This is a genomic window from Parabacteroides sp. CAG:2, from assembly GCF_000436315.1.
In the GTDB taxonomy this organism is placed as follows: Bacteria; Bacteroidota; Bacteroidia; order Bacteroidales; family Tannerellaceae; genus Parabacteroides; species Parabacteroides distasonis.
Genome location: NZ_FR885259.1, coordinates 27,773 through 49,618 on the forward strand (window position 1 = coordinate 27,773; position 21,846 = coordinate 49,618).

General features: G+C 47.4%; 18 protein-coding genes and 1 pseudogene. 16 read left to right on the plus strand and 3 right to left on the minus strand.

Annotation, left to right across the window (positions count from 1 at the left end; genetic code table 11):
- Window positions 1–1,005 (plus strand): annotated as a pseudogene (locus QVP94_RS01580) (carboxypeptidase-like regulatory domain-containing protein); the annotation flags it as partial.
- Window positions 1,006–1,071: 66 nt separating this feature from the next.
- Window positions 1,072–1,803 carry a YjbH domain-containing protein gene (locus tag QVP94_RS01585; protein ID WP_022191811.1) on the plus strand — a complete coding sequence of 244 codons (732 nt, stop codon included), beginning with the start codon at window positions 1,072–1,074 and terminating at the stop codon, window positions 1,801–1,803.
- Between the two features lie 104 nt (window positions 1,804–1,907).
- On the opposite strand, the gene glsB is transcribed toward QVP94_RS01585, so the two are convergent.
- Together glsB and glsA are read right to left on the minus strand one after the other, a co-directional pair.
- Window positions 1,908–2,882, minus strand: a complete 975-nt coding sequence (gene glsB / locus QVP94_RS01590) for a glycine N(alpha)-acyltransferase GlsB (RefSeq protein ID WP_005866962.1) — start codon at window positions 2,880–2,882, stop codon at window positions 1,908–1,910.
- Between the two features lie 12 nt (window positions 2,883–2,894).
- Window positions 2,895–3,719, minus strand: coding sequence for a lyso-glycine lipid O-acyltransferase GlsA (gene glsA, locus QVP94_RS01595; protein WP_008780717.1), 825 nt, complete (start codon window positions 3,717–3,719; stop codon window positions 2,895–2,897).
- Window positions 3,720–4,195: 476 nt separating this feature from the next.
- On the opposite strand from glsA, the gene rsmH reads away from it, so the two are divergent.
- From rsmH to QVP94_RS01665, 14 genes are all read left to right on the plus strand, one after another.
- Window positions 4,196–5,113, plus strand: coding sequence for a 16S rRNA (cytosine(1402)-N(4))-methyltransferase RsmH (rsmH, locus tag QVP94_RS01600; RefSeq protein ID WP_022191812.1), 918 nt, complete (start codon window positions 4,196–4,198; stop codon window positions 5,111–5,113).
- Window positions 5,114–5,125: 12 nt separating this feature from the next.
- Window positions 5,126–5,479, plus strand: a complete 354-nt coding sequence (locus QVP94_RS01605; protein WP_005861360.1) for an FtsL-like putative cell division protein — start codon at window positions 5,126–5,128, stop codon at window positions 5,477–5,479.
- Between the two features lie 18 nt (window positions 5,480–5,497).
- Window positions 5,498–7,693: a PASTA domain-containing penicillin-binding protein gene (locus QVP94_RS01610; protein ID WP_022191813.1), complete on the plus strand. Its 2,196-nt coding sequence runs from the start codon at window positions 5,498–5,500 to the stop codon at window positions 7,691–7,693.
- A gap of 2 nt (window positions 7,694–7,695) precedes the next feature.
- Window positions 7,696–9,156: a UDP-N-acetylmuramoyl-L-alanyl-D-glutamate--2,6-diaminopimelate ligase gene (locus QVP94_RS01615; RefSeq protein WP_022191814.1), complete on the plus strand. Its 1,461-nt coding sequence runs from the start codon at window positions 7,696–7,698 to the stop codon at window positions 9,154–9,156.
- Between the two features lie 13 nt (window positions 9,157–9,169).
- Window positions 9,170–10,429: a phospho-N-acetylmuramoyl-pentapeptide-transferase gene (gene mraY / locus QVP94_RS01620; RefSeq protein WP_005861367.1), complete on the plus strand. Its 1,260-nt coding sequence runs from the start codon at window positions 9,170–9,172 to the stop codon at window positions 10,427–10,429.
- 3 nt (window positions 10,430–10,432) lie between these two features.
- Window positions 10,433–11,770, plus strand: a complete 1,338-nt coding sequence (murD, locus tag QVP94_RS01625; protein WP_130882442.1) for a UDP-N-acetylmuramoyl-L-alanine--D-glutamate ligase — start codon at window positions 10,433–10,435, stop codon at window positions 11,768–11,770.
- A gap of 11 nt (window positions 11,771–11,781) precedes the next feature.
- A complete protein-coding gene (locus QVP94_RS01630; RefSeq protein WP_022191816.1) occupies window positions 11,782–13,089 on the plus strand; it encodes an FtsW/RodA/SpoVE family cell cycle protein in 1,308 nt (435 codons plus the stop codon).
- On the plus strand, window positions 13,086–14,192 hold the full coding sequence (gene murG, locus QVP94_RS01635; protein WP_022191817.1) for an undecaprenyldiphospho-muramoylpentapeptide beta-N-acetylglucosaminyltransferase: 1,107 nt from the start codon (window positions 13,086–13,088) through the stop codon (window positions 14,190–14,192). Before QVP94_RS01630 ends, murG begins: the two co-directional genes overlap by 4 nt.
- 5 nt (window positions 14,193–14,197) lie before the next feature.
- On the plus strand, window positions 14,198–15,586 hold the full coding sequence (gene murC, locus QVP94_RS01640) for a UDP-N-acetylmuramate--L-alanine ligase (RefSeq protein ID WP_022191818.1): 1,389 nt from the start codon (window positions 14,198–14,200) through the stop codon (window positions 15,584–15,586).
- Complete coding sequence (locus QVP94_RS01645; protein WP_005861378.1) at window positions 15,583–16,311, plus strand: cell division protein FtsQ/DivIB; 729 nt, start codon at window positions 15,583–15,585, stop codon at window positions 16,309–16,311. The genes murC and QVP94_RS01645 overlap by 4 nt, the downstream gene beginning before the upstream one ends.
- A gap of 5 nt (window positions 16,312–16,316) precedes the next feature.
- Complete coding sequence (ftsA, locus tag QVP94_RS01650; protein WP_022191819.1) at window positions 16,317–17,669, plus strand: cell division protein FtsA; 1,353 nt, start codon at window positions 16,317–16,319, stop codon at window positions 17,667–17,669.
- A gap of 33 nt (window positions 17,670–17,702) precedes the next feature.
- Window positions 17,703–19,067, plus strand: coding sequence for a cell division protein FtsZ (ftsZ, locus tag QVP94_RS01655; protein ID WP_005866974.1), 1,365 nt, complete (start codon window positions 17,703–17,705; stop codon window positions 19,065–19,067).
- A 19-nt stretch (window positions 19,068–19,086) separates the two neighbouring features.
- A complete protein-coding gene (locus tag QVP94_RS01660; protein WP_005866975.1) occupies window positions 19,087–19,536 on the plus strand; it encodes a GatB/YqeY domain-containing protein in 450 nt (149 codons plus the stop codon).
- Window positions 19,537–19,651: 115 nt separating this feature from the next.
- Window positions 19,652–21,061, plus strand: coding sequence for a carbon starvation CstA family protein (locus QVP94_RS01665; RefSeq protein WP_008773831.1), 1,410 nt, complete (start codon window positions 19,652–19,654; stop codon window positions 21,059–21,061).
- Between the two features lie 53 nt (window positions 21,062–21,114).
- On the opposite strand, the gene rprY is transcribed toward QVP94_RS01665, so the two are convergent.
- A complete protein-coding gene (gene rprY / locus QVP94_RS01670; protein WP_005861388.1) occupies window positions 21,115–21,846 on the minus strand; it encodes a response regulator transcription factor RprY in 732 nt (243 codons plus the stop codon).

The window sequence follows — 21,846 nt, forward strand, 5'->3', positions numbered from 1 at the left end:
GGTGCGGATAATGAGGTTCAAGCTCCAGTTATTAAGGTCTTGAATCAAAGTGATGCTGAGAAATTGACAGAATCGATAGGAGTGATTGAAAGTACGACCGCTGATGGTATAAAAGAGAAAGATGAGGTAAGTTTGGTCGCGGAAAGTGGTAAGCCTGTCGTTATCGTTATGCCGGCAAGTAGTAATCAAACATTGGTGATCGAACGTGATATGTCTGCGGAAGCTCTGCAATCCAATAATGTGACTTCTGATGCTGGTGCGGTAGCCAGTGTAAGCCGTGTATATAAAGGCGAGCCTAGCGGTACGGTATTCTCTCCGGCTTTGAAGATCTCGTTCGACGCTCCGAAGGATTTGGTTTCTTCTACACAGCCTATGGCATTGTTATATGCGACCACAGGCATAGATAATAAGGAGATCATGAAGATTGATCCTACGGCGGACCCTGTTTATATCAATGGTACTGGTGCGGAAATGTCTGTCGCTCACTTCTCTAAGTTTGCCGCAGGTTTTGAGTTGGCATTAGCGGAAACTGAAGATATCAGTACTGATACTACAATCGTAGAAAAGGTTGTTGATTACTGTTCTGATGGTAAGGCAGGAAACATTCCTGTAGTTGTTACAACTACAAATGCTTATGTTGGAGAAAACTTGCAGGATCTAGTCGGAAAATCTAACGTAGATGGTCAAGTCGCTAAGAATGCTGTTTATAACCGAATCTCTAATCGTTTGCAAGCTGATGGTTATCAGATTGGTACCCAAACATCATTGACTACATCCGTTCCTACGGAAGCTGATCGTACGGTCGCTTCTATGAGCTTGAAGAAGACATATACTACAAATACGTATGTATTTAAGTTTATGACAAAGGGTAAGAAGGTGGAAGAGATTCAGGTTGTAGCTAAAAAACTTATCAAGATAGAAGGTACTCCTGTTTACAAGCAATCCCACGGTCACGGACATGGTGATGGCAATAACGCCGGTGGCGGTATCATCATCCCGGATTAATGCTTGATATTTGAAGCTTGATTAAATAATGTTGAGCCGGAAGAGTTTATAAGTAAACAAAGAAAAATGAAGAAATTACTCTTATTGATCATATTCTTAAGTTGCTGGACGATACTTCCGGCTCAATTATCTTATGGCACGACAGGGCTATTGCATGCCCCGTCCGCCGATATGCAAAAGGACAAGACCGTGATGCTTGGCGGAAACTTCTTGCATCAAGAGCTTACGCCTCCCAAGTTTAATTTTAATACGTGGAATTATTATTTGAACGTGACGATCTTCCCGTTTCTGGAGGTAGCGTATACTTGTACGTTGTTTACGGCCGAGAGCCTTGGATTGGATAAGCATGGCTATTCCGGATTCACGAACCAAGACCGTTATTTCTCCGCCCGTATCCGTGCGCTGAAAGAAAGCAAATACATCCCCGCTGTCGTGCTGGGGACTTCGGACCCTTTTACGTCATCCGGGCATAAATTCGCTTCAGCCATAGGGAACGGCTATTTCTGCCGTTATTATCTGGCCGCTACCAAACATTTTCAGCTGGGAAGGGAAACCTTAGGCGTTCATTTATCCTATCTGTATAACCGCCGTGAGGATTATCCCTTGAACGGTGTGGCGGGAGGTATCACCTACAATCCTTCATTCGCCCCGCATTTGAACGTCATAGCCGAATACGATTCGAAAGACTTCGCTATGGGAGCCACTTACCTGCTATTCAATCATATACATTTTCAATTCGAATTGCAGCGAATGAAGTATTTCTCCGGTGGACTATGCTATAAGATTTATTTGAGATAAAAAGAGGTTCAGCCTTTGTCCGTTTTTAATCCGCTTGGAGGCGAACGGTTAGGCTGAACCTTTTTATATCTTGTTACGCTGTCGCGCTAGCCATATCTACGGCTTTATTCCCCGATGAAATTCTTTCGTATCAACTCGGCGGACTTGTACTCCTCTTCCAGATACGTCTCAATATGCCGTTTCTTCTTATCCTCTAATATCTCGTTAATAGCGATTAGGATACCCGTTTCTTCCACCTCTCCAAACTCATGGTTGATCGCTGTGCCGAATACACGCATCTTAGGCGACAAGCTCATGTAAGCATTTACCAAAGGAGGCACGTTGATGCCGAATTTACGAACCTCTTGGTTCAGTACCTTGTAGTTATCCTTGAAATTATCGTGAGGGAAAAGAGATCTCATCTTCTCTACATCCATATTAGTCTCCAAAGGATATACCGGAGTGATCAGTTGGTCTGCGTCCGGGAAATGCAATCCGAGGAAGTATAAGATCATATTACGGGCCTCTTGGTTGTACGTATTGTACATAGTCACCTTCCCGAAATAATACCGCAAGCTCGGATCAACCACGGATAAAGCCCCCAATCCATCCCACAGGTTATCCAACACGAACAAGCCTTTCGCCCCGGAACGGGTGGATTGATACTCCAGAGCCACGAACGAGCGTCCCAACTCTACCGTATAAGGAAGGATCTCCTTGATAAATTTCTCTGAGAAATTAAACAAGTGCGAGGTCGCCAAGATCGGTTTACCATTCTCGTCGAACTTAACGTCCGAACCGCAAAGGAAACGGTATCCCCCCAAGATCTGCTCATCTTCCGGGCTCCAGACAATCAGCTGGCGGTAAGCGTCTTCCATCGTGTCATACTCATCGATATCCACCGGGAATCCCGTGCCACCCCCGTAATAACGGAAAGCGACCTCCCGCAGACGCCCTATCTCTTGCATGACATTGGGTGAGTCGTGCGCCGTGACGATATAAATCTCATTCTTCGATTTATTGGTACTTCTCAACCTCTTCTCTTTGGTCAATTCAGCCTTCAGTAGTGCCCTGTCTATGGGATTGATAATGTCTTGCATATGTTTCGTCTGTTAATCCTTGAGTTTGTAAACCTTGTTTTTTATCCACTCAGCCCATTCGGCGGGTTTCTTGCTATTGTCGAATGTCTGCCAAGGGATAGGCTTCCCGAAGTAAATCCGGAAGGTCTTATGTTTGCTCCGGAACATCTCGTCCGGTAAATAAATCATCTCATAATTCATCTTTATACCCAACGCCTTGCGTATCCGGGCGAGGTTGTAGAAGAAATTGGAATTCTTCCCGTCGAAATAGACCGGTACGATATCCCGCTTGTATTGCACCGCCTTCTGGATGAACGATTTCTTCCACTCCAAGTCTTGTATCTTGCCACCAATCTTGCGAGAGCATAATCCAGCGGGGAAAGTGATGATCTGGTCGTCCGAGGCAAAAGCCTCCTCCAGCATCCGTGCGTTGTCCTTTCCTTGGGTGCCGTGTTTGTTGATCGGTACAAAGATGGATTTTAGATTGGAGAGATAAAGTAATAAATCATTGACCGGATACTTGATGCGGCCTTCGAACCGGGAACCGATAACGGCGGAGAGACAGATACCGTCCAATCCTCCGAGCGGATGGTTGGAGGCGAAGATATAGCGCCCTTCGGTCGGGATGTTCTCCGCATGTACCAGATCGAGGGTAAGGTCAAAATAGCCGATAAGCTCACGCATGAAATCTACCCCTTCCTTATCGTGGTAACGGGTTAATATATCATTCAGTTCCTCTTGATGAACCGTGCGAATCAAGTAGTCCACGATAAATCCCGGAATCTTGCGTGACGCCTTGGGCGCCTTTTGTGCCAATACTTGCTTAATATCTATCTTTGTCACACCTTGTTTTGCCATCTATATAAGCTTGTCAAGGGGCAAAGATAAAGTTAATAATTAAAACGAGAGAGGTTTGAGTGAAGTTTTTGCTTTTTCGCCAGCTATCTTGGCCTTTTCCCCTTGATCTTTTAGCCGCTACCATTAGGGAGGTTAGTCCCCGGGAGCTTGACTATCGGTTATCTAACGGCTGTTGGACGATCATGCACCATCTGTTAGAAGATCATCTACCAACTGTTGCATGATCATCCAACAGCTGTTAGAAGATGAAGGTGAAAGGAATAATTGGTTAACGGATACCGATGAAAAGCGTAAGAGATAAGGACGAAAAGACGAAAGATTAACGACCTGTTGATAACTTTTTCCTACTTTTCTTATATAAATGTTGGCGGGTAATTTTGGAAATGTGTACTTTTACCCACCGATAAGGCATGTGCGTGCGTATCAAAGGAGTACGGCGCTTTATTTTAAGAGGAAGTTTAACGTAAGAACGACGAATGGAAGAAAAAGATAGTTGCTATCATGTACCGGTAATGCTGCGGGAAAGTCTGGAGGGATTGGATATCCGTCCCGACGGGATTTACGTGGATGTTACGTTTGGCGGTGGAGGACATTCCCGCGAGATCTTGAAACGGTTGGGTAGCGAGGGCGAACTTTACGGCTTTGACCAAGACGCGGACGCGGAGCATAATATCCCGGCAGATCCACGATTCACTTTCGTGCGCGGTAATTTTCGTTATTTGTATAATTTTATGCGTTACTATGGAGAAAGCGGGGAGGTAGACGGTCTGTTGGCGGATTTAGGTGTCTCTTCCCATCATTTCGACGATAAGGATCGCGGTTTCTCTTTCCGTTTCGACGGGGCGTTGGATATGCGGATGAATACGCGTGCGGGGCAGACCGCCGCCGATATCGTGAATAATTATACGGCGGAGGCGTTGGCCGATGTGTTTTATCTATATGGCGAGCTGAAGGTGTCACGGAAATTAGCCTCTGTGCTGGTGAAAGCCCGTGAGACAAAGAAGATAGAGACGATCGGAGACTTCTTGGAGGTGATCAAGCCGTTTACGGGAAAGGACAAGGAGAAGAAATTCTTGGCGCAAGTCTTTCAGGCGCTTCGTATCGAGGTGAACGATGAGATGAGGGCGCTGAAAGAGATGCTGCGGAGTACCTTGCGGGTGTTGAGGCCGGGAGGACGATTGGTGGTTATCACGTATCACTCCTTGGAAGACCGTCTGGTAAAGAACTTTTTGAAGACCGGAAACTTTGAGGGGAAGTGCGAGCAGGATTTCTTCGGGAACGTGCGATCGCCTTTCCGCTTGGTCAATAATAAGGTGATCGTTCCGACCGACGAGGAGGTAGAGCGGAATCCCCGTTCGCGGAGTGCCAAGTTGAGAATCGCTGAGAAGGTATAAGGAGAAATAGATATGGAAGAAAACGGACAACATAAGAAAACGAGGAAGAAGGAGAAACGTCTTTCGTTCTGGTATATACTCGGTGGCGGCGTGCTGAAAGAGGATTTTATCTTGAGGCATACGCGCATGATCGTGTTACTTGTCGTGTTGGCGTTTTTCTTTATCGGCAACCGGTATACTTGTATGCAAAAGTTGCGTGAGATCGACCGGTTGCAACAGCAATTGAGGGATGTGCGTTTCGAGGCGTTGTCGATCTCATCCGAGTTGACCGGCAATAGCCGCCAATCGCAAATCGAGTTGCTGATCGAGGAGCAAGGTATTGATCTGGAGGGTGCGAAAACCCCTCCTTATGAGTTATATAAGTGAGATAAGGTGTAAATAGGTATGTCTGAAGAAAACGAACCGAAAGAAATAGAGCCTAAAGGTAGCCGGATTTTATTCTGTTACTTCGTGGTCGTGCTGTTGCTGGGGCTTGTGGCCGTAGGAATCCTGTTCCGTGCCTTTGATACGGCCTTCGTGGAGAGGGATAAATGGATGAAGGTGGCCGAGAGCCAGAAACGACCGAACCGTTTGGTGTTGCCCGGACGTGGCAATATCTATTCGTCGGACGGTAAGTTGATGGCTACCAGCGTGCCTCGTTATTATATGTATATCGACTTTAAGGCGGATGCGTATACTCCGGCTAAGGGTGCCAAGTATAATTGGCTGGATACGTTCAAGACGTCCAAGAAGGATGGGGTGGACTCGTTGGCGTTTTATCTTTCCCGTAAATTGAAGGATCGTACGCCGGCGGGCTATAAGGCTTATCTGCTGAAAGGGCTGAGCGGTAAAAGCCGCCAGTTCCCGATTTACGCGGGGAAGGTCTCGTATTCGGATTTGAAGGAGATCCGTAAGTTCCCGTTTCTTCGTCTGGGACGTTATAAGAGTGGTTTTTATACGAAGGAGATGGTACAGCGCCAGAAACCTTTCGGGACCTTGGCGTCTCGTACGATCGGTGATATCTACGGAGAGATCGAGGAGGGTGGTACTACGAAGGGGAAGAATGGATTGGAGTTGCAATACGATTCGCTCCTGCGGGGGCAGGCCGGGTTGAGCTCCGTTCGCCGTGTCGGTGGAGGCTGGACGAACGTGATTGAGGTGGACCCGGTGGATGGCATGGATATCCGTACCACGATCGATATTAATATACAGGATATAACCGAGAAATCGTTGGTCGATAAATTGAAGGCGATCGATGCCGAGTCCGGTACGGCTGTCGTGATGGAGGTCGAGACCGGAGAGATCAAGGCGATCACGAATATGGGGCGTATCCGTGAAGGCGTATATGGCGAAACGAAGAACCATGCCGTGGCAGACGAGATCGAGCCGGGTTCTACTTTCAAGGTGGCCTCTATCATGGTGGCCTTGGAGGATGGTTTATGCAATCCGGGAGATACGGTCGATGTCGGCAATGGTATATATATGTATAAGGGGGCCCGCATGACGGACCATAATATGAATAAAGGTGGATACGGCCGGATCTCGGTGGAGCAGGCGATTTGGTATTCCTCCAATATCGGTGTGGCCAAGACGATCCTGAAAGGTTATTCGGATAACCCGACAAAGTTCGTGGAGGGACTGTACCGTATCGGTATGAACGCGGATCTTCGTTTGGAGATACCGGGGGCGGGACGTGCTAAGATACGTCGCCCGGATGATACGACCCGTTATTGGTCCAAGACCACTTTGCCTTGGATGTCGTTCGGTTACGAGACGCAGGTACCGCCGATCAATACGTTGGCGTTCTTTAACGCGATTGCGAACAACGGGGAAATGGTTCGCCCGATGTTTACGAAAGAGATCTTACATAACGGCAAGACCGTGCAGAGTTTTTCCACGGAGGTGATCAACTCTTCGATCTGCTCGGATCATACACTGGCGTTGATAAAAGATATGTTGCTGGGAGTCGTGGAGAAAGGGACCGGTAAGGCGGTTCATTCGGATATTGTCCGGATCGCCGGAAAGACCGGTACGGCGCAGATCGCTACGGGCGGTGTCTACCGTACGAGCGGGCACCAAGTCTCTTTCTGTGGCTATTTCCCGGCCGATCATCCGAAGTATTCTTGTATCGTGGTGATCCGCCGTCCCCGTATTGGTTATCCTTCGGGCGGTACGATGTCGGGAGGCGTGGTGCGTGCGATCGCCGAGAAGATATACGCCAGCCATATGTCGTTCGATGTCCGGGATATGGAACGGGATTCGATGGCCGTGATGGTACCTCGTGTGAAAGGCGGCGACCTGAGGGCGGTAGAGGAAGTATTAGATGAATTGGATATTAAGGCGGATACGGACAGTTTGGAGACAAAGTGGGTCGTAGCCTCCGCCGAGCAAGAAGAGAATAAGGTAAAATTAAGCGATCTGACGATTCGTGAGGGACTGGTACCCCGGGTAGTCGGCATGGGGGCTAAAGATGCGGTTTTCTTGTTGGAGCAAGCCGGTCTGCGTGTCTCTTTGTCGGGTGTCGGACGGGTCGTTTCGCAGAGTATTCAACCCGGACAGCGAGTGTCTAAGGGGCAGACCGTATTATTAACATTGAAATAGGTATGGAACTAAGGGATTTAATCGGTGCGTTGGAAGCTCCTATGTTGATGGGGGCGGATAATGTGGATATCACGAATATTCAATCAGACTCTCGTCGGGTGACGAAAGGGTCTTTGTTTGTCGCTGTGAGAGGTACGGCCGTGGATGGCCATGCCTATATGGACAGCGCCATAGAGAAGGGAGCTGTCGCTATCGTATGCGAGGAGGCTCCGTCCTATTTGGAGGGGAGATGCTCGTTTATCGTGGTGAAGGATTCGGCGGAGGCGTTGGGTCTTTTGGTTTCCCGCTGGTATGGTGATCCTTCCCGGAAATTGGTGTTGGTAGGCGTGACGGGTACGAACGGGAAGACTACGATCGCTACTTTATTATATGAGATGTTCCGGAAGATGGGACATAAGGTGGGATTGCTTTCCACGGTATGTAATTATATAGATGGCGAGGCGGTACCGACGGATCATACGACACCGGACCCGCTTACGCTTCATTCCTTGATGGCCCGGATGGTAGAGGCCGGATGCGAGTATGCTTTTATGGAGGTTAGCTCTCATTCGATCGATCAGCGGCGCATCAGCGGCCTGTCTTTCGACGGGGGGATTTTCACGAACTTGACCCGTGATCATTTGGACTATCATAAGACCGTGGAGAATTACTTGAAAGCGAAGAAGAAATTCTTCGATGACCTGCCTGCCGGGACTTTTGCCTTGACGAATGCCGATGATAAATCCGGCTTGGTGATGTTGCAAAATACGAAGGCGAAGAAGCTGACCTATTCCTTGCGTACCTTGGCCGATTTCAAGGGAAAGATATTGGAATCTCATTTCGAGGGTACAGACTTGATCATTAACGGTCGGGAGGTTATGGTGCATTTCGTGGGACGTTTCAACGCTTATAACTTACTAGCCGTGTACGGAGCCGCAGTTTCTTTTGGGAAAGATCCCGAGGAGGTGTTGATCGTGCTGAGCACGCTTCGCTCCGTATCCGGTCGCTTCGAGACGATCCAGTCTCCGCTCGGTTATACGGCGATCGTGGATTACGCTCACACGCCGGATGCCTTGACGAATGTACTGAATGGCATTCATGAGGTATTGGATGGGAAAGGACGTATCATTACCGTGGTAGGTGCCGGGGGAAACCGGGACAAGGGGAAACGCCCGCTGATGGCGAAAGAGGCTGCCAAGCTGAGCGATCAGGTAATTCTGACTTCCGATAACCCGCGCTTTGAGGAACCGGATGATATTATTAACGATATGGTAGCCGGATTGACGAAAATGGATATGGAACGTACCTTATGTATCACGGACCGTACGCAAGCGATCAAGACCGCTACGATGTTGGCGAAGAAAGGGGATGTGATCCTTGTTGCCGGAAAAGGCCACGAAGACTATCAGGAGATCAAGGGGGTGAAACATCACTTTGACGACCGTGAGAAGTTACGCGAGATTTTTTCGACACAACAATCATAATATTTAAGACGACATGCTTTATTATCTTTTTAATTATTTGGATCAGTTGGATTTCCCGGGAGCGGGTATGTTTAAGTACGTATCTTTCCGCTCGGGGTTGGCCTTGATCTTGTCCTTGTTTATCTCTACGGCGATCGGCCGGCGTATCATCGATAAGTTGCAAATGTTGCAGATCGGCGAGACGGTGAGAAATCTTGGGCTGGAGGGCCAGATGAGCAAGAAGGGAACGCCGACGATGGGAGGTATTATCATTATTATCGCTATATTGATCCCGACTTTACTGTGTGCCAAGCTGAATAATATCTATGTGATATTGATGTTGGTGACTACGGTTTGGCTGGGAGCCTTGGGATTCGCGGATGATTATATCAAGGTGTTCAAGAAGAATAAGGAGGGCATGCACGGACGTTTCAAGATCGTCGGGCAGGTAGGACTGGGCCTGATCGTTGGTTTGGTATTGTTCATGAGCCCGGATGTGGTGATCAAGGAGAATATGGAGGTGCGCCATGATAACGTGATCGAGGAGGTGCGTTATCATACGGTGGAGACCAAGTCGACAAAGACGACCATCCCGTTCTTGAAAAACAATAATTTCGATTACGCCAACTTGGTGAACTGGGCGGGCGATTATAAGGAGGAGGCCGCGTGGCTGGTGTTCGTGCTGATGGTGATCTTTGTGGTGACTGCCGTGTCGAACGGAGCCAATATGACGGATGGATTGGACGGCTTGGCTGCCGGGACATCGGCGATCATCGGGGTGGCGCTCGGTATTTTGGCTTATATGTCATCCCACTTTGAGTTCGCCTCGTTCTTGAATATCATGTTTATACCCGGCGCAGAGGAGTTGGTGGTTTATGCCGCTGCCTTTATCGGTGCCACGGTCGGTTTCCTATGGTACAACTCATATCCGGCCCAAGTATTTATGGGAGACACGGGTAGCTTGACCTTGGGAGGTATTATCGCTGTTTTCGCGATCATCATCCGTAAGGAGTTGTTGATTCCGATCCTTTGCGGTATTTTCTTGGTGGAGAATATATCGGTCATGTTGCAAGTGGCCTACTTTAAATATACGAAGAAGAAGTATGGGGAAGGTCGCCGTATCTTCAAGATGGCTCCTTTACACCATCATTTCCAGAAGCCGGGAAACGCGGGTATACAGGCGTTGATCCAAAAGCCGTTCAATGTCGTGCCTGAATCGAAGATCGTGGTCCGTTTCTGGTTGATCGGTATTATTTTGGCTGTTATGACGATAGTTACGTTAAAGATGAGATAAAAGATGAGTAAGAGAATGGTTATATTAGGGGCCGGGGAGAGTGGCGCGGGAGCCGCTGTCTTGGCGAAGGCGAAAGGATTCGACGTGTTCGTGTCCGATAAATCGTCTATCAAACCTAAGTATAAGGAGATGCTGGACAACCACGGGATTCGTTGGGAAGAGGGACAGCATACCGAAGCCGACATCTTGAGTGCCGACGAAATTGTCAAGAGCCCGGGTATTCCCGACAAGGCTCCTATCATACAGTTATTGAAGAAGCAAGGTACGCCGATCATTTCCGAGATCGAGTTTGCCGGAAGGTATACGGACTCGAAGATGATTTGCATCACGGGTAGCAACGGCAAGACGACAACGACGATGCTTACGTATCATATACTGAAAGAAGCGGGCGTGGACGTGGGCTTGGCCGGAAATGTCGGAAACAGCTTGGCGCTTCAGGTTGCGGAAGATCCACATGCGGTCTACGTGATCGAGTTGAGCAGTTTCCAACTGGATAATATGTACGACTTTAAAGCGGATATCGCTATTATATTGAATATAACACCGGATCATCTGGACCGTTATAACTATGAGATGCAGAATTATGTAGACGCTAAGTTCCGCATCTTGCAAAATCAGACGAAGGACGACGCCTTCATTTTCTGGAACGATGACCCGATCATAGCCCGTGAGATCGCCAAACGGCATCCTGAGGCTACTCTTTACCCATTCGCCGAGACACATGAGAACGGCGTGAAGGGATATACGGAAAATAATCAAGTAGTTATTGAAACGGCAAACGGAACATTTACGATGGAACAAGACCTATTGGCATTGACTGGTACGCATAACCTGTATAACTCTTTGGCTTCGGGGATAGCGTCCAAGATCGTGGACATTCATGATGAGAAAATACGTGCCTCACTCAGTGATTTCACGGGTGTTGAGCACCGTTTGGAAAAGGTGCTTCGCGTGCGTGGTGTTGATTATATCAATGACTCGAAAGCTACGAACGTAAACTCTTGTTGGTATGCCTTGCAGAGCATGACGACTCCGGTCGTTTTGATCTTAGGGGGCACGGATAAAGGGAATGATTACTCGGAGATCGAGGAATTAGTGAATAAGAAGGTACATTCATTGATTTTCATGGGTGTGGATAATACGAAACTGCATGCGTTCTTCGACGGGAAAGTGGCGAATATTGAAGACGCCCGCTCGATGGAGGAGGCTGTGGCGAAAGCTTATAAGATGGCTCATAAGGGAGATACGGTATTGCTCTCTCCTTGTTGCGCCAGCTTCGACCTGTTCAAGAGCTATGAGGATCGGGGCGATCAGTTCAAGGCTTGCGTACGTAATTTGTAATAAAGGATAAAATGGATCTGGCGAGTAAACTGTTTAAGGGCGACCGGGTGATATGGATCATCTTCATGTTCCTGTGTCTTATATCGGTGGTGGAGGTGTTCAGTGCGACCAGTACGATCGCTTATAAGAACGCGAATCACTGGGCGCCTATCGTACGGCACGCCACCTTTTTATTGGGAGGTTTCGTCATGGTATTGCTGTTACATAATATACCGTGTCGTTTCTTCTCTGCGTTTATTATATTATTGCCGGTCTCGATGTTGATGTTGATCGTGACGCCCTTTATCGGCGTGGACGCTAATGACGCGCATCGATGGCTGGAAATCATGGGGATACAGTTCCAGCCTTCGGAGTTCGGGAAGCTGGCTTGTGTCGTGTTTGTCGCTTTCTTGCTCAGCAAGCGGGGGAAATTAACGGAGAACCAGATCTTTAAGTATATACTGATTGGAGTAGGACTCACCTGTGTCTTGATTCTGCCAGAGAACTTCTCTACGGCGTTTATGCTATTCGGGGTTTGTTTCCTGATGATGTTTATCGGTCAGTTGCCATTTGGTAAGTTGGCGAAGCTGGCGGGCATCTTGATGTTGGCGTTGGTGTTGTTCTTGGTGTTGCTTAAGTTTACGCCAGCCGCTATTACTCAGTATTTGCCGGATCGATTCGTTACTTGGCAGGGGCGTTTGGAGCGTTTCTTCGACGGGCATAAGGATAATTTGGATGAGAGTGGTACGTATAAGATAACCGATGATAATTATCAGGTAACTCATGCGAAGATAGCTATTGCTAGGGGAGGCGTATTAGGACAGATGCCCGGACATGGCCAACAGCGTGACTTCCTGCCACAGGCGTATTCAGATTTTATCTATGCGATTATCATAGAGGAACTGGGTATCGTTGGGGGGATCTTTGTACTGTTGCTTTATATAATGTTGCTAGTGCGGGTCGGGATGATCGCCCGGAAATGTGATAAATCATTCCCGAAATTCCTAGTGTTGGGATGTGGGTTGCTGGTGGTAGTCCAAGCTTTGGCGAATATGGCGGTAGCCGTGAATTTAGTGCCCGTTACCGGGCAACCGATGCCGTTGGTGAGCCGGGGGGGTACGTCTACGCTTATATCTTGTATCTATTTCGGGATCATATTGAGCGTAAGTCGTTTTGGAGCCAATATCGGAAATGAGGATGAGGAAGAGGAGGATACGGAGAATCCAGAGAATCCTTCCGACGAGCCATCCGGAGAGACAATAAATCAGGCGGTCGAGGGAGAGAGAGAAGATAATCCGCTATCGGCTGTCGAAACGATAACTGTAGAGTCAAAAGTATGAGAAAGTACCGGATCATAATAAGTGGTGGTGGTACGGGAGGCCATATCTTCCCGGCCATATCTATCGCTAATACTTTCAAGAAACGTTTTCCGGATGCGGAAATCTTATTTGTGGGGGCGGAAGACCGCATGGAAATGGATAAGGTTCCGGCAGCCGGTTATAAAATCGTAGGTTTACCGGTGAGTGGGTTTGATCGTGCCCACTTGATGAACAACGTGAAGGTCATGGTTCGTTTAGCGAAAAGCTTGCGCTTGGCGAGGAAGACGATCCGTGAGTTCAAGCCAGATATAGCGGTCGGCGTGGGCGGTTATGCCAGTGGACCGACTTTATGGATGGCGGCTTCGCAAGGTGTTCCTGCGTTGATACAGGAGCAAAACTCGTATGCCGGTGTGACCAATAAGTTGTTGGCGAAGAAAGCGAGCAAGATTTGTGTCGCTTACGAGGGCATGGAGAAGTTCTTTCCGGCGGATAAGATCGTGATTACGGGAAATCCGGTGCGACAGGATTTGGAAGAGGCGCTGAGTAAGAAAGAGGAGGCGTTGGCGTTCTTCGGGCTTTCTCCGGAGAAAAAAACGATCCTTGTGGTAGGTGGTAGCCTTGGCGCACGGACGATTAACCGGAGTATTCAAGGGGATCTGGATAAGTTCTTCGCCTCGGATGTACAGGTTATTTGGCAAACCGGTAGGTATTATTACAGCGACGCTTCCAAGCATTTGAAGGCGTACCGGGGAATGCCGGTTTGGTGCTCAGACTTTATTACCCGTATGGATTATGCTTATTCAGCGGCCGATTTGGTGATATCCCGTGCGGGGGCTAGTTCTATCTCGGAACTTTGCTTATTAGGAAAACCGGTGGTCTTGGTGCCTTCGCCGAATGTGGCGGAAGATCATCAGACCAAGAATGCCTTGGCCTTGGTCCATAAGGATGCCGCCGTTATGATCGCCGATAAAGACGCGGAAAAGGATTTGGTGCCTACTGCCTTGAAGATAGTTCATGACGATGAACGTTTGCGTACGTTGAGCCGTAATATCGAGACCTTGGCGCAACGCCATAGCGCAGACCGTATCGTGGATGAGATTGTTAAGATTATAGATAAGAAATAAGGAATATGGATATAAATAAAGTGACAGCGGTGTATTTCGTAGGTGCCGGGGGCATTGGAATGAGTGCCTTGATTCGTTATTTCCTCGCTAAGGGAAAACGAGTGGGCGGATACGATAAGACCCCTTCCGATTTAACCGAGGAGTTGAAAAAGGAGGGAGCCGATATTCACTATGAGGATAATGTAGCTTTGATCGGGGAGGCGTTCAAGTCGCCCGATGATACGCTGGTGGTTTATACGCCGGCGGTCCCGGAGTCGCATACGGAATTGACCTATTTCCGGGCGCACGGTTTTGAGGTGATGAAGCGGGCACGTGTCTTGGGAGAGATCACGAAAAGCAGCCGGGGTTTATGCGTGGCGGGCACGCACGGCAAGACAACGACCTCTTCTATGCTGGCTCATTTGCTGAAACAATCGCTAGTGGATTGCAATGCTTTCCTCGGAGGAATCCTAAAGAACTACGAGAGTAATTTGATGTTGTCTGATACGAGCGACTTTACCGTGATCGAGGCGGATGAGTTCGATCGTTCTTTTCATTGGCTTACTCCTTATATGGCAGTGATTACTTCCGCAGATCCAGATCATCTGGATATTTACGGTACGGCGGAGGCTTACCGGGAGAGTTTCGAGAAATTTACCTCCTTAATTCGTCCCGATGGTTGTCTACTGATCAAGAAAGGAATCAACGTAACGCCCCGTTTACAGGAGGGTGTCAAGAAATATACCTATTCCGTTACGGAAATAGCGGACTTTTACGCTGAAAATATTCGTATTTGCGACGGAAATATTACCTTTGACTTCGTTGGTCCGGAAATCCGTATTCCTGATGTGGAATTAGGTGTTCCCGTAAAGGTTAATATAGAGAACGGGGTAGCGGCTATGGCGATCGCTTGGTTGAACGGAGTGAAACCTGAGGATTTGAAAAAGGGTATGGCTACATTTGCCGGACCTCGCCGCCGTTTCGATTTCCATTTGAAGACTGATCAAGTGGTATTGATCGATGATTATGCCCATCATCCGGCCGAATTGCGACAGAGTATCTTGTCGGTGAAGGAATTATATGCGGGTCGTAAGGTGACAGGTATTTTCCAGCCGCATCTATATACCCGTACCCGAGATTTCGCTGGAGATTTCGCTGCGAGTCTCTCTTTATTGGATGAGTTGATCTTGCTGGATATCTATCCGGCTCGTGAGGAACCGATTCCGGGGGTGAGCTCTCGGATCATTTTTGATAAGGTGACGATCCCTTCCAAGACGCTGTGTAAGAAGGAAGAGCTTTTGGACGTGGTTGCCGCCGGGAAATATGAGGTAGTATTAATGGTAGGCGCCGGCAATATCGACCGTTTGGTGGAGCCTGTAAAAGAGATTTTATGTAAACAAATAAGGAAACCGTGATCCGAATAATTTCCATAGTAGTAGCCACGTTGTTGTTCTGTTACATCGTGTTTGTGTCGTTTTTCTTTCGGGAAATACGTCAGGACTCTATTTGCCAAGATCTGCAAGTCGTGGTGAAAGACAGTCTGGATAAACACTTCGTGAGCGAGAGTGACCTTGTGTCTATACTGAAGAAAGCCGGGCTAGATCCGATCAAGCGGCCAATGGCCGACGTGAATACGGATCGGATAGAGACGGAATTGCTTAAGAATGAGATGATCGCCCAAGTGGAGGCGTATAAGACTCCTTCGGGGATTATCAAACTAGAGGTCATGCAAAAGATGCCTATCCTCCGGATTATGGGCGTAAGAGGTAGTTATTACGTGGATAATCTGGGAACCACCATGCCGATCAGTCGTCGGTATGCTGCGCATGTGCCAATTGTGAGTGGATATGTGGAAAAAGAGCTTGCGGTGACCGACTTATACAAATTTGCATTATTTTTGCAAGAGAATGAGTTCTGGAATGACCAGATTGAACAAATCTATGTCTATCCGGATAATGATATAGAACTTATTCCAAGAGTGGGTAACCACCGGATCATGTTGGGTACTTTGGATGAATTCGAAGAAAAGCTTGCGAATTTAAAGCTTTTCTATGAACAAGCGATCCCTAAAGTGGGTTGGGAAAAGTACAGTATGATTAATTTAAAATATAAGAATCAGATTGTTTGTACTAAAAAATAGATGATATGGCATACACAGACTTTATAGCAGCTATTGACCTAGGTACCTCCCATATGGTAGGAATGGTGGGGACTAAGAATGCGACGGGCGCTCTTTCAATCATCGCCTACGAAGTTGAGAACTCCGGCACCTGCATACGAAGAGGATGTGTATATAACGTGAAGGAGACGGCGAGTAAGATAAGACGCTTGATCCTCAAGTTGGAGAATAAACTGGGGGGGGCCAAGATCGGGCAGGTATATGTGGGACTGGGTGGCCAGTCACTCCGTTCTATCGAGCATACGGTTTGCAAGGTATTGGGAACGGAAGGTGTGGTCACGGAGGAGATCATAGACTCTCTTTATCAAGAGTGTAAGGATTATCGTCCGGATATGTTGACCGTTCTTGACGTGGTTTCTCCTTCCTATTTTTTAGATGATAAGCCAGAGTCCAACCCGGTGGGCGTGCCTTGTAGCCGTATCGAGGCTCGTTACAAGTTGATTGTTGGACGTCCTTCCTTGAAATTAAATATTGTCAATAGCATTTCGGAACAAGCGAAAATCGAGATCGCCGGTATTCTGGTGTCACCCCTCGCGTTGGGAGATGTTGTCTTGAGCGACAATGAGAAGGACTTGGGTTGCGCCTTGATCGGTTTCGGTGCCGGCGTGACGACGATATCTGTCTATAAGGGTGGTAAGTTGGCCAGCCTTTCCGTTGTTCCCTTTGGAGGTAATTTGATAACAAAAGATATAACCAATCTCAGGGTCGTAGAGTCTGAGGCGGAACGCTTGAAGATCACTTATGGTAGCGCGAAAGCGGACCGGGATAATGATATGACCATCCAAGTGAGTTTAGCGGATGGAATGGGCTTGCGTGAGATTAAGCTGGCCGAGTTGAACGGTGTGATCGAGGCCCGTATGGATGAGATCTTAGAGAATGTATATGCTCGTCTGGAGGCTACAGGCTTGATGAGCGTTCTCGGTGCTGGCATCGTGATTACGGGTGGAGGCGCCGCTTTGAAGAATTTACCGGCTGTTATGAGCGAACGCTTGAAGATGGAGGTTCGCTATTCAGCGGTTCGCAAGGGGATTGTCGCTAGTGGTGATTTAGTGGTTGCCAGCAATCCCGAATATGCGGTAGCCGTCGGCCTCTTGGCGAAAGGAACTAAGAATTGCGCGTTATATATTCCTCCTAAACCGGAGCCTAAGATTGAGCCGGTGGTTGAGCCTGAACCGACAGTGGAACCGACTCCGGAACCCGTCAAGGAGAAGCCGAAGAAAGAGAAGAAAAAAGGTCCCGGCTTGTTCGGGCGGTTGACAAAAGGAATCGATACCTTTGGTAAAACCCTCTTCGATGACGATGATAACGAGAGTAAATAACGTGATCTACGAATGTAATAAAACCGGAAGACAATGGACGATACAATATTAAATTTTAATTATCCTACGGATACTCCCAAAATCATTAAGGTGATTGGTGTTGGAGGCGGTGGCGGAAACGCTGTTACTCATATGTATAAGGAGGGCATACACGATGTTACATTCGTGTTATGTAATACGGATAATCAAGCCTTGAACCGTTCGGATGTTCCTATCAAGTTATTGCTGGGACGTGAGATCACGCAGGGATTGGGCGCAGGAAATAAGCCGGAACGTGCGATGATGGCGGCCGAGGAGAGTCTGGACGATCTTCGAGGTATGTTGAACGACGGTACGAAGATGGTATTTATTACCGCTGGTATGGGTGGTGGTACCGGTACGGGTGCCGCTCCGGTTATCGCTCGTATCGCGAAGGATATGGGAATATTGACGGTAGGTATCGTAACCATTCCTTTCTTGTTCGAGGGTGAGCGTAAGATTATACAGGCCTTGAATGGTGTGGAGGAGATCGCGAAAAACGTGGATGCCTTATTGGTGATCAATAACGAGCGTTTGCGTGAGATTTATTCGGACCTTTCCGTGATGAACGCTTTCGGCAAGGCCGATGATACCTTGACGATCGCCGCCAAGAGTATCGCGGAGATCATTACGCTTCCGGGTATTATCAACCTCGACTTCGCCGATGTTAACACCACGATGAAAGATGGTGGTGTCGCTTTGATGAGTAATGGTTTTGGTGAAGGAGAAGGACGTGTTCGCCAAGCGGTGGAAGACGCTCTGAATTCTCCGCTATTAAGTAACAACGACGTAAAGAACGCCAAGAAAATCCTGTTCAACGTATATTTCAGCGAGGAAGCCGAGTTGCGCATGGAGGAGATGAACGACGTGCATAACTTTATGTCCGAGTTCAACCGTGATATAGAGGTTATCTGGGGTACTGCCGTGGATAATACATTAGGTAATAAAGTGAAAATGACGATCCTCGCTACTGGATTTACGATGGATGATATTCCATTGATCGCTGATAAACGCAGGAATGAAGCCGCTCAGATGACGGAAGAAGAATTGCGCTTAGAAGAAGAGCGAATCGAGAAAGAGCGTAAGGAGCGTGATTTGATTGGTAAATATTATGGTGCTTCCGCACAAAAGGCGGGTCGTTTTACCTCTCGTGCGAAAGCGGTAGTTTTGACTCAGGAAGAGTTGGATGATGATGCCTTGATCGCTTTGATAGAGGATAATCCGACTTATAACCGGGATCCGAAGATCGTAGCCCGTGCCCGTTCCAAAGTAGCGGGAGAGGATATTCAAGTATCGGCTCCGACAACGGCGAAGCAACCGGCTAACCAACCTCGCCAAGATTCTCAGCGGGGGGGTAAACAAGTGATCAGTTTCCGATAGTTAATAATATAATAAGGATATGGATTTATTTGAACAAGTCAGTGAAGACATTAAAAACGCTATGAAGGCGAAAGATAAAGTCGCCTTGGAGACATTGAGAAATGTAAAGAAATTTTTCTTGGAAGCGAAAACCGCTCCGGGAGCCAATGATACGCTGATGGATGCGGATGCCTTGAAGATCATGCAGAAGTTGGTGAAACAAGGGAAAGATTCCGCTACGATTTATGTGCAACAGGGCCGTCAAGACCTAGCGGATGTTGAGTTGGAGCAAGTAAAAGTGATTGAGAAATATTTACCTCAACAAATGTCTGCCGAGGAATTGGAGAAAGAATTGAAAGCTATTATCGCTCAAGTCGGTGCCGCTGGCCCGAAAGATATGGGTAAGGTAATGGGTGTAGCCTCAAAAGCATTGGCAGGAAGAGCCGAAGGACGGATGATTTCCGAGACGGTTAAGCGTTTACTTAATTAATTGATTCATACGAAGACCGCACTAAGGGCATTCTGACAATTACTCGTTAGAATGCCCTTGGTACGGTTTTCTCGTATATACCTTTTCCTTTGACAATTTAATTCTTTAGAAAACCATGATTACTTTTACATGTTGTCTGATAGCCCTTATCGTTGGATATTTTACGTATGGTAAATTTGTCGAGCGGGTGTTTGGCGTAGATCCCTCCCGGGTTACTCCCGCTTTCACGAAACAAGATGGTGTCGATTATATACCCTTGCCTACTTGGAAGATTTTCATGATCCAATTTTTGAATATAGCGGGTCTGGGACCTATTTTCGGCGCTATCATGGGGGCTAAATTTGGGGTAGCTTCTTTCCTTTGGATCGTATTGGGAAGTATATTTGCGGGCGCTACCCATGATTTCCTATCGGGAATGCTTTCGTTGCGGCATGATGGAGAAAGTCTTCCTGAATTGATCGGACGGTATCTGGGGAACAACTTTAAGCAATTTATGCGGGGCTTTACGGTTATCTTGATGATCTTGGTGGGTGCTGTTTTCGTAGCTGGGCCTGCAGGGTTGCTGGCTAAACTGACTCCGGAATATCTAGATGCTACGTTCTGGATTATCGTCGTATTCATTTATTATATACTGGCTACTCTATTACCTGTTGATAAGATTATCGGAAAGATCTATCCATTATTCGCCATCGCTTTGCTATTTATGGCCGTAGGTATCTTGGTTATGTTATTTATTAACCAGCCGCCGTTACCTGAGATTACGGATGGACTTAGTAATACGCATCCGGGAGGCTTGCCTATTTTTCCGATCATGTTTGTTAGTATCGCTTGTGGCGCTATCTCTGGCTTTCATGCTACCCAAAGTCCATTGATGGCCCGTTGCATGAAAAGTGAGAAATACGCCCGTCCCGTATTTTACGGAGCGATGATTACCGAAGGTATCGTAGCCTTGATCTGGGCCGCCGCCGCTACGTATTTCTTCCATAATAACGGAATGGAGGAGAACAATGCCGCTGTCGTAGTAGACAGTATCACGAAAGAGTGGCTGGGCGCTGTCGGAGGTGTATTAGCGATACTGGGTGTGATAGCAGCTCCGATTACTTCTGGCGATACGGCTTTCCGCTCGGCTCGTCTGATTGTCGCAGACTTCCTGCATATGGAGCAAAAAACGGTGGTCAAACGTCTGATGATCTGTATTCCCATGTTTATCGTTGCGATAGGAATCTTATTATATAGTCAAAAAGATAAGGATGGCTTCGATATGATCTGGCGTTATTTCGCATGGAGTAACCAGACGTTGGCAGTATTTACCCTATGGGCCTTAACCGTATATTTGGTACAAGCAAAGAAATTATATGTGATAACCTTGATTCCCGCCTTATTCATGACGGCGGTATGTTCTACCTATATTTTTGTAGCTCCGGAAGGGTTTGGTCTTTCCTCCGGTTTTTCTCAACTTTTGGGGCTACTAGTTACATTGATCGTTTTCGGGATCTTCTTAGTCTGGAAAAGAAAGAAAGTATAAAAAAGGCTGGCTTACATTTAGCCAGCCTTTTCTGTCGTTATTGTTCAAGTGAATTAAAGCACTTGTATGCCTTCCTCACGGGCTTGTTCCTCCCCGGAAGGAGTGATTAATTTATAACCCTTGCCGTGGATGTTGATGATCTCGATACCCGGATCGTCTTTCAACAATTTACGTAATTTCGTGATATAAACGTCCATGCTACGAGCGTTGAAATAGTTATCGTCTACCCAGATTGTCTTCAAGGCGTAGTTACGCTCAAGGATCTCATTTGCGTGGGCGCACAACAAACTTAATAATTCGCATTCCTTCGTAGTAAGTTTCGTAACCTTGTCGCCGATAGCCAACGTTTGTTTTTGGGTATCGAACAAGAAGTTTCCTAACTTGTAGAAAGGAATATCTTTCATCTTCTTACCTTTCACACGGCGAAGGATAGCCTCGATACGAAGCAATAGCTCTTCCATGCTAAACGGTTTTGTCAAGTAGTCATCCGCGCCGATCTTGAATCCTTCCAAGATGTCTTCCTTCATAGTCTTGGCTGTAAGGAAGATAATAGGGATATCAGGATTGATAGAGCGAATTTCTTGTGCCAAGGTGAAACCATCTTTCTTTGGCATCATGACATCCAACACACAAAGATCGTATTTACCTTTGGTAAAACCTTTGTATCCGGCTTCTCCGTCAGAGAATAGGTCCGTTACATACCCTTTAGCTTGTAAGTATTCTCTTAAAAGCATTCCTAAATTCTCATCGTCTTCACAAAAGAAGATCTTTAGTTTTTCTTCCAT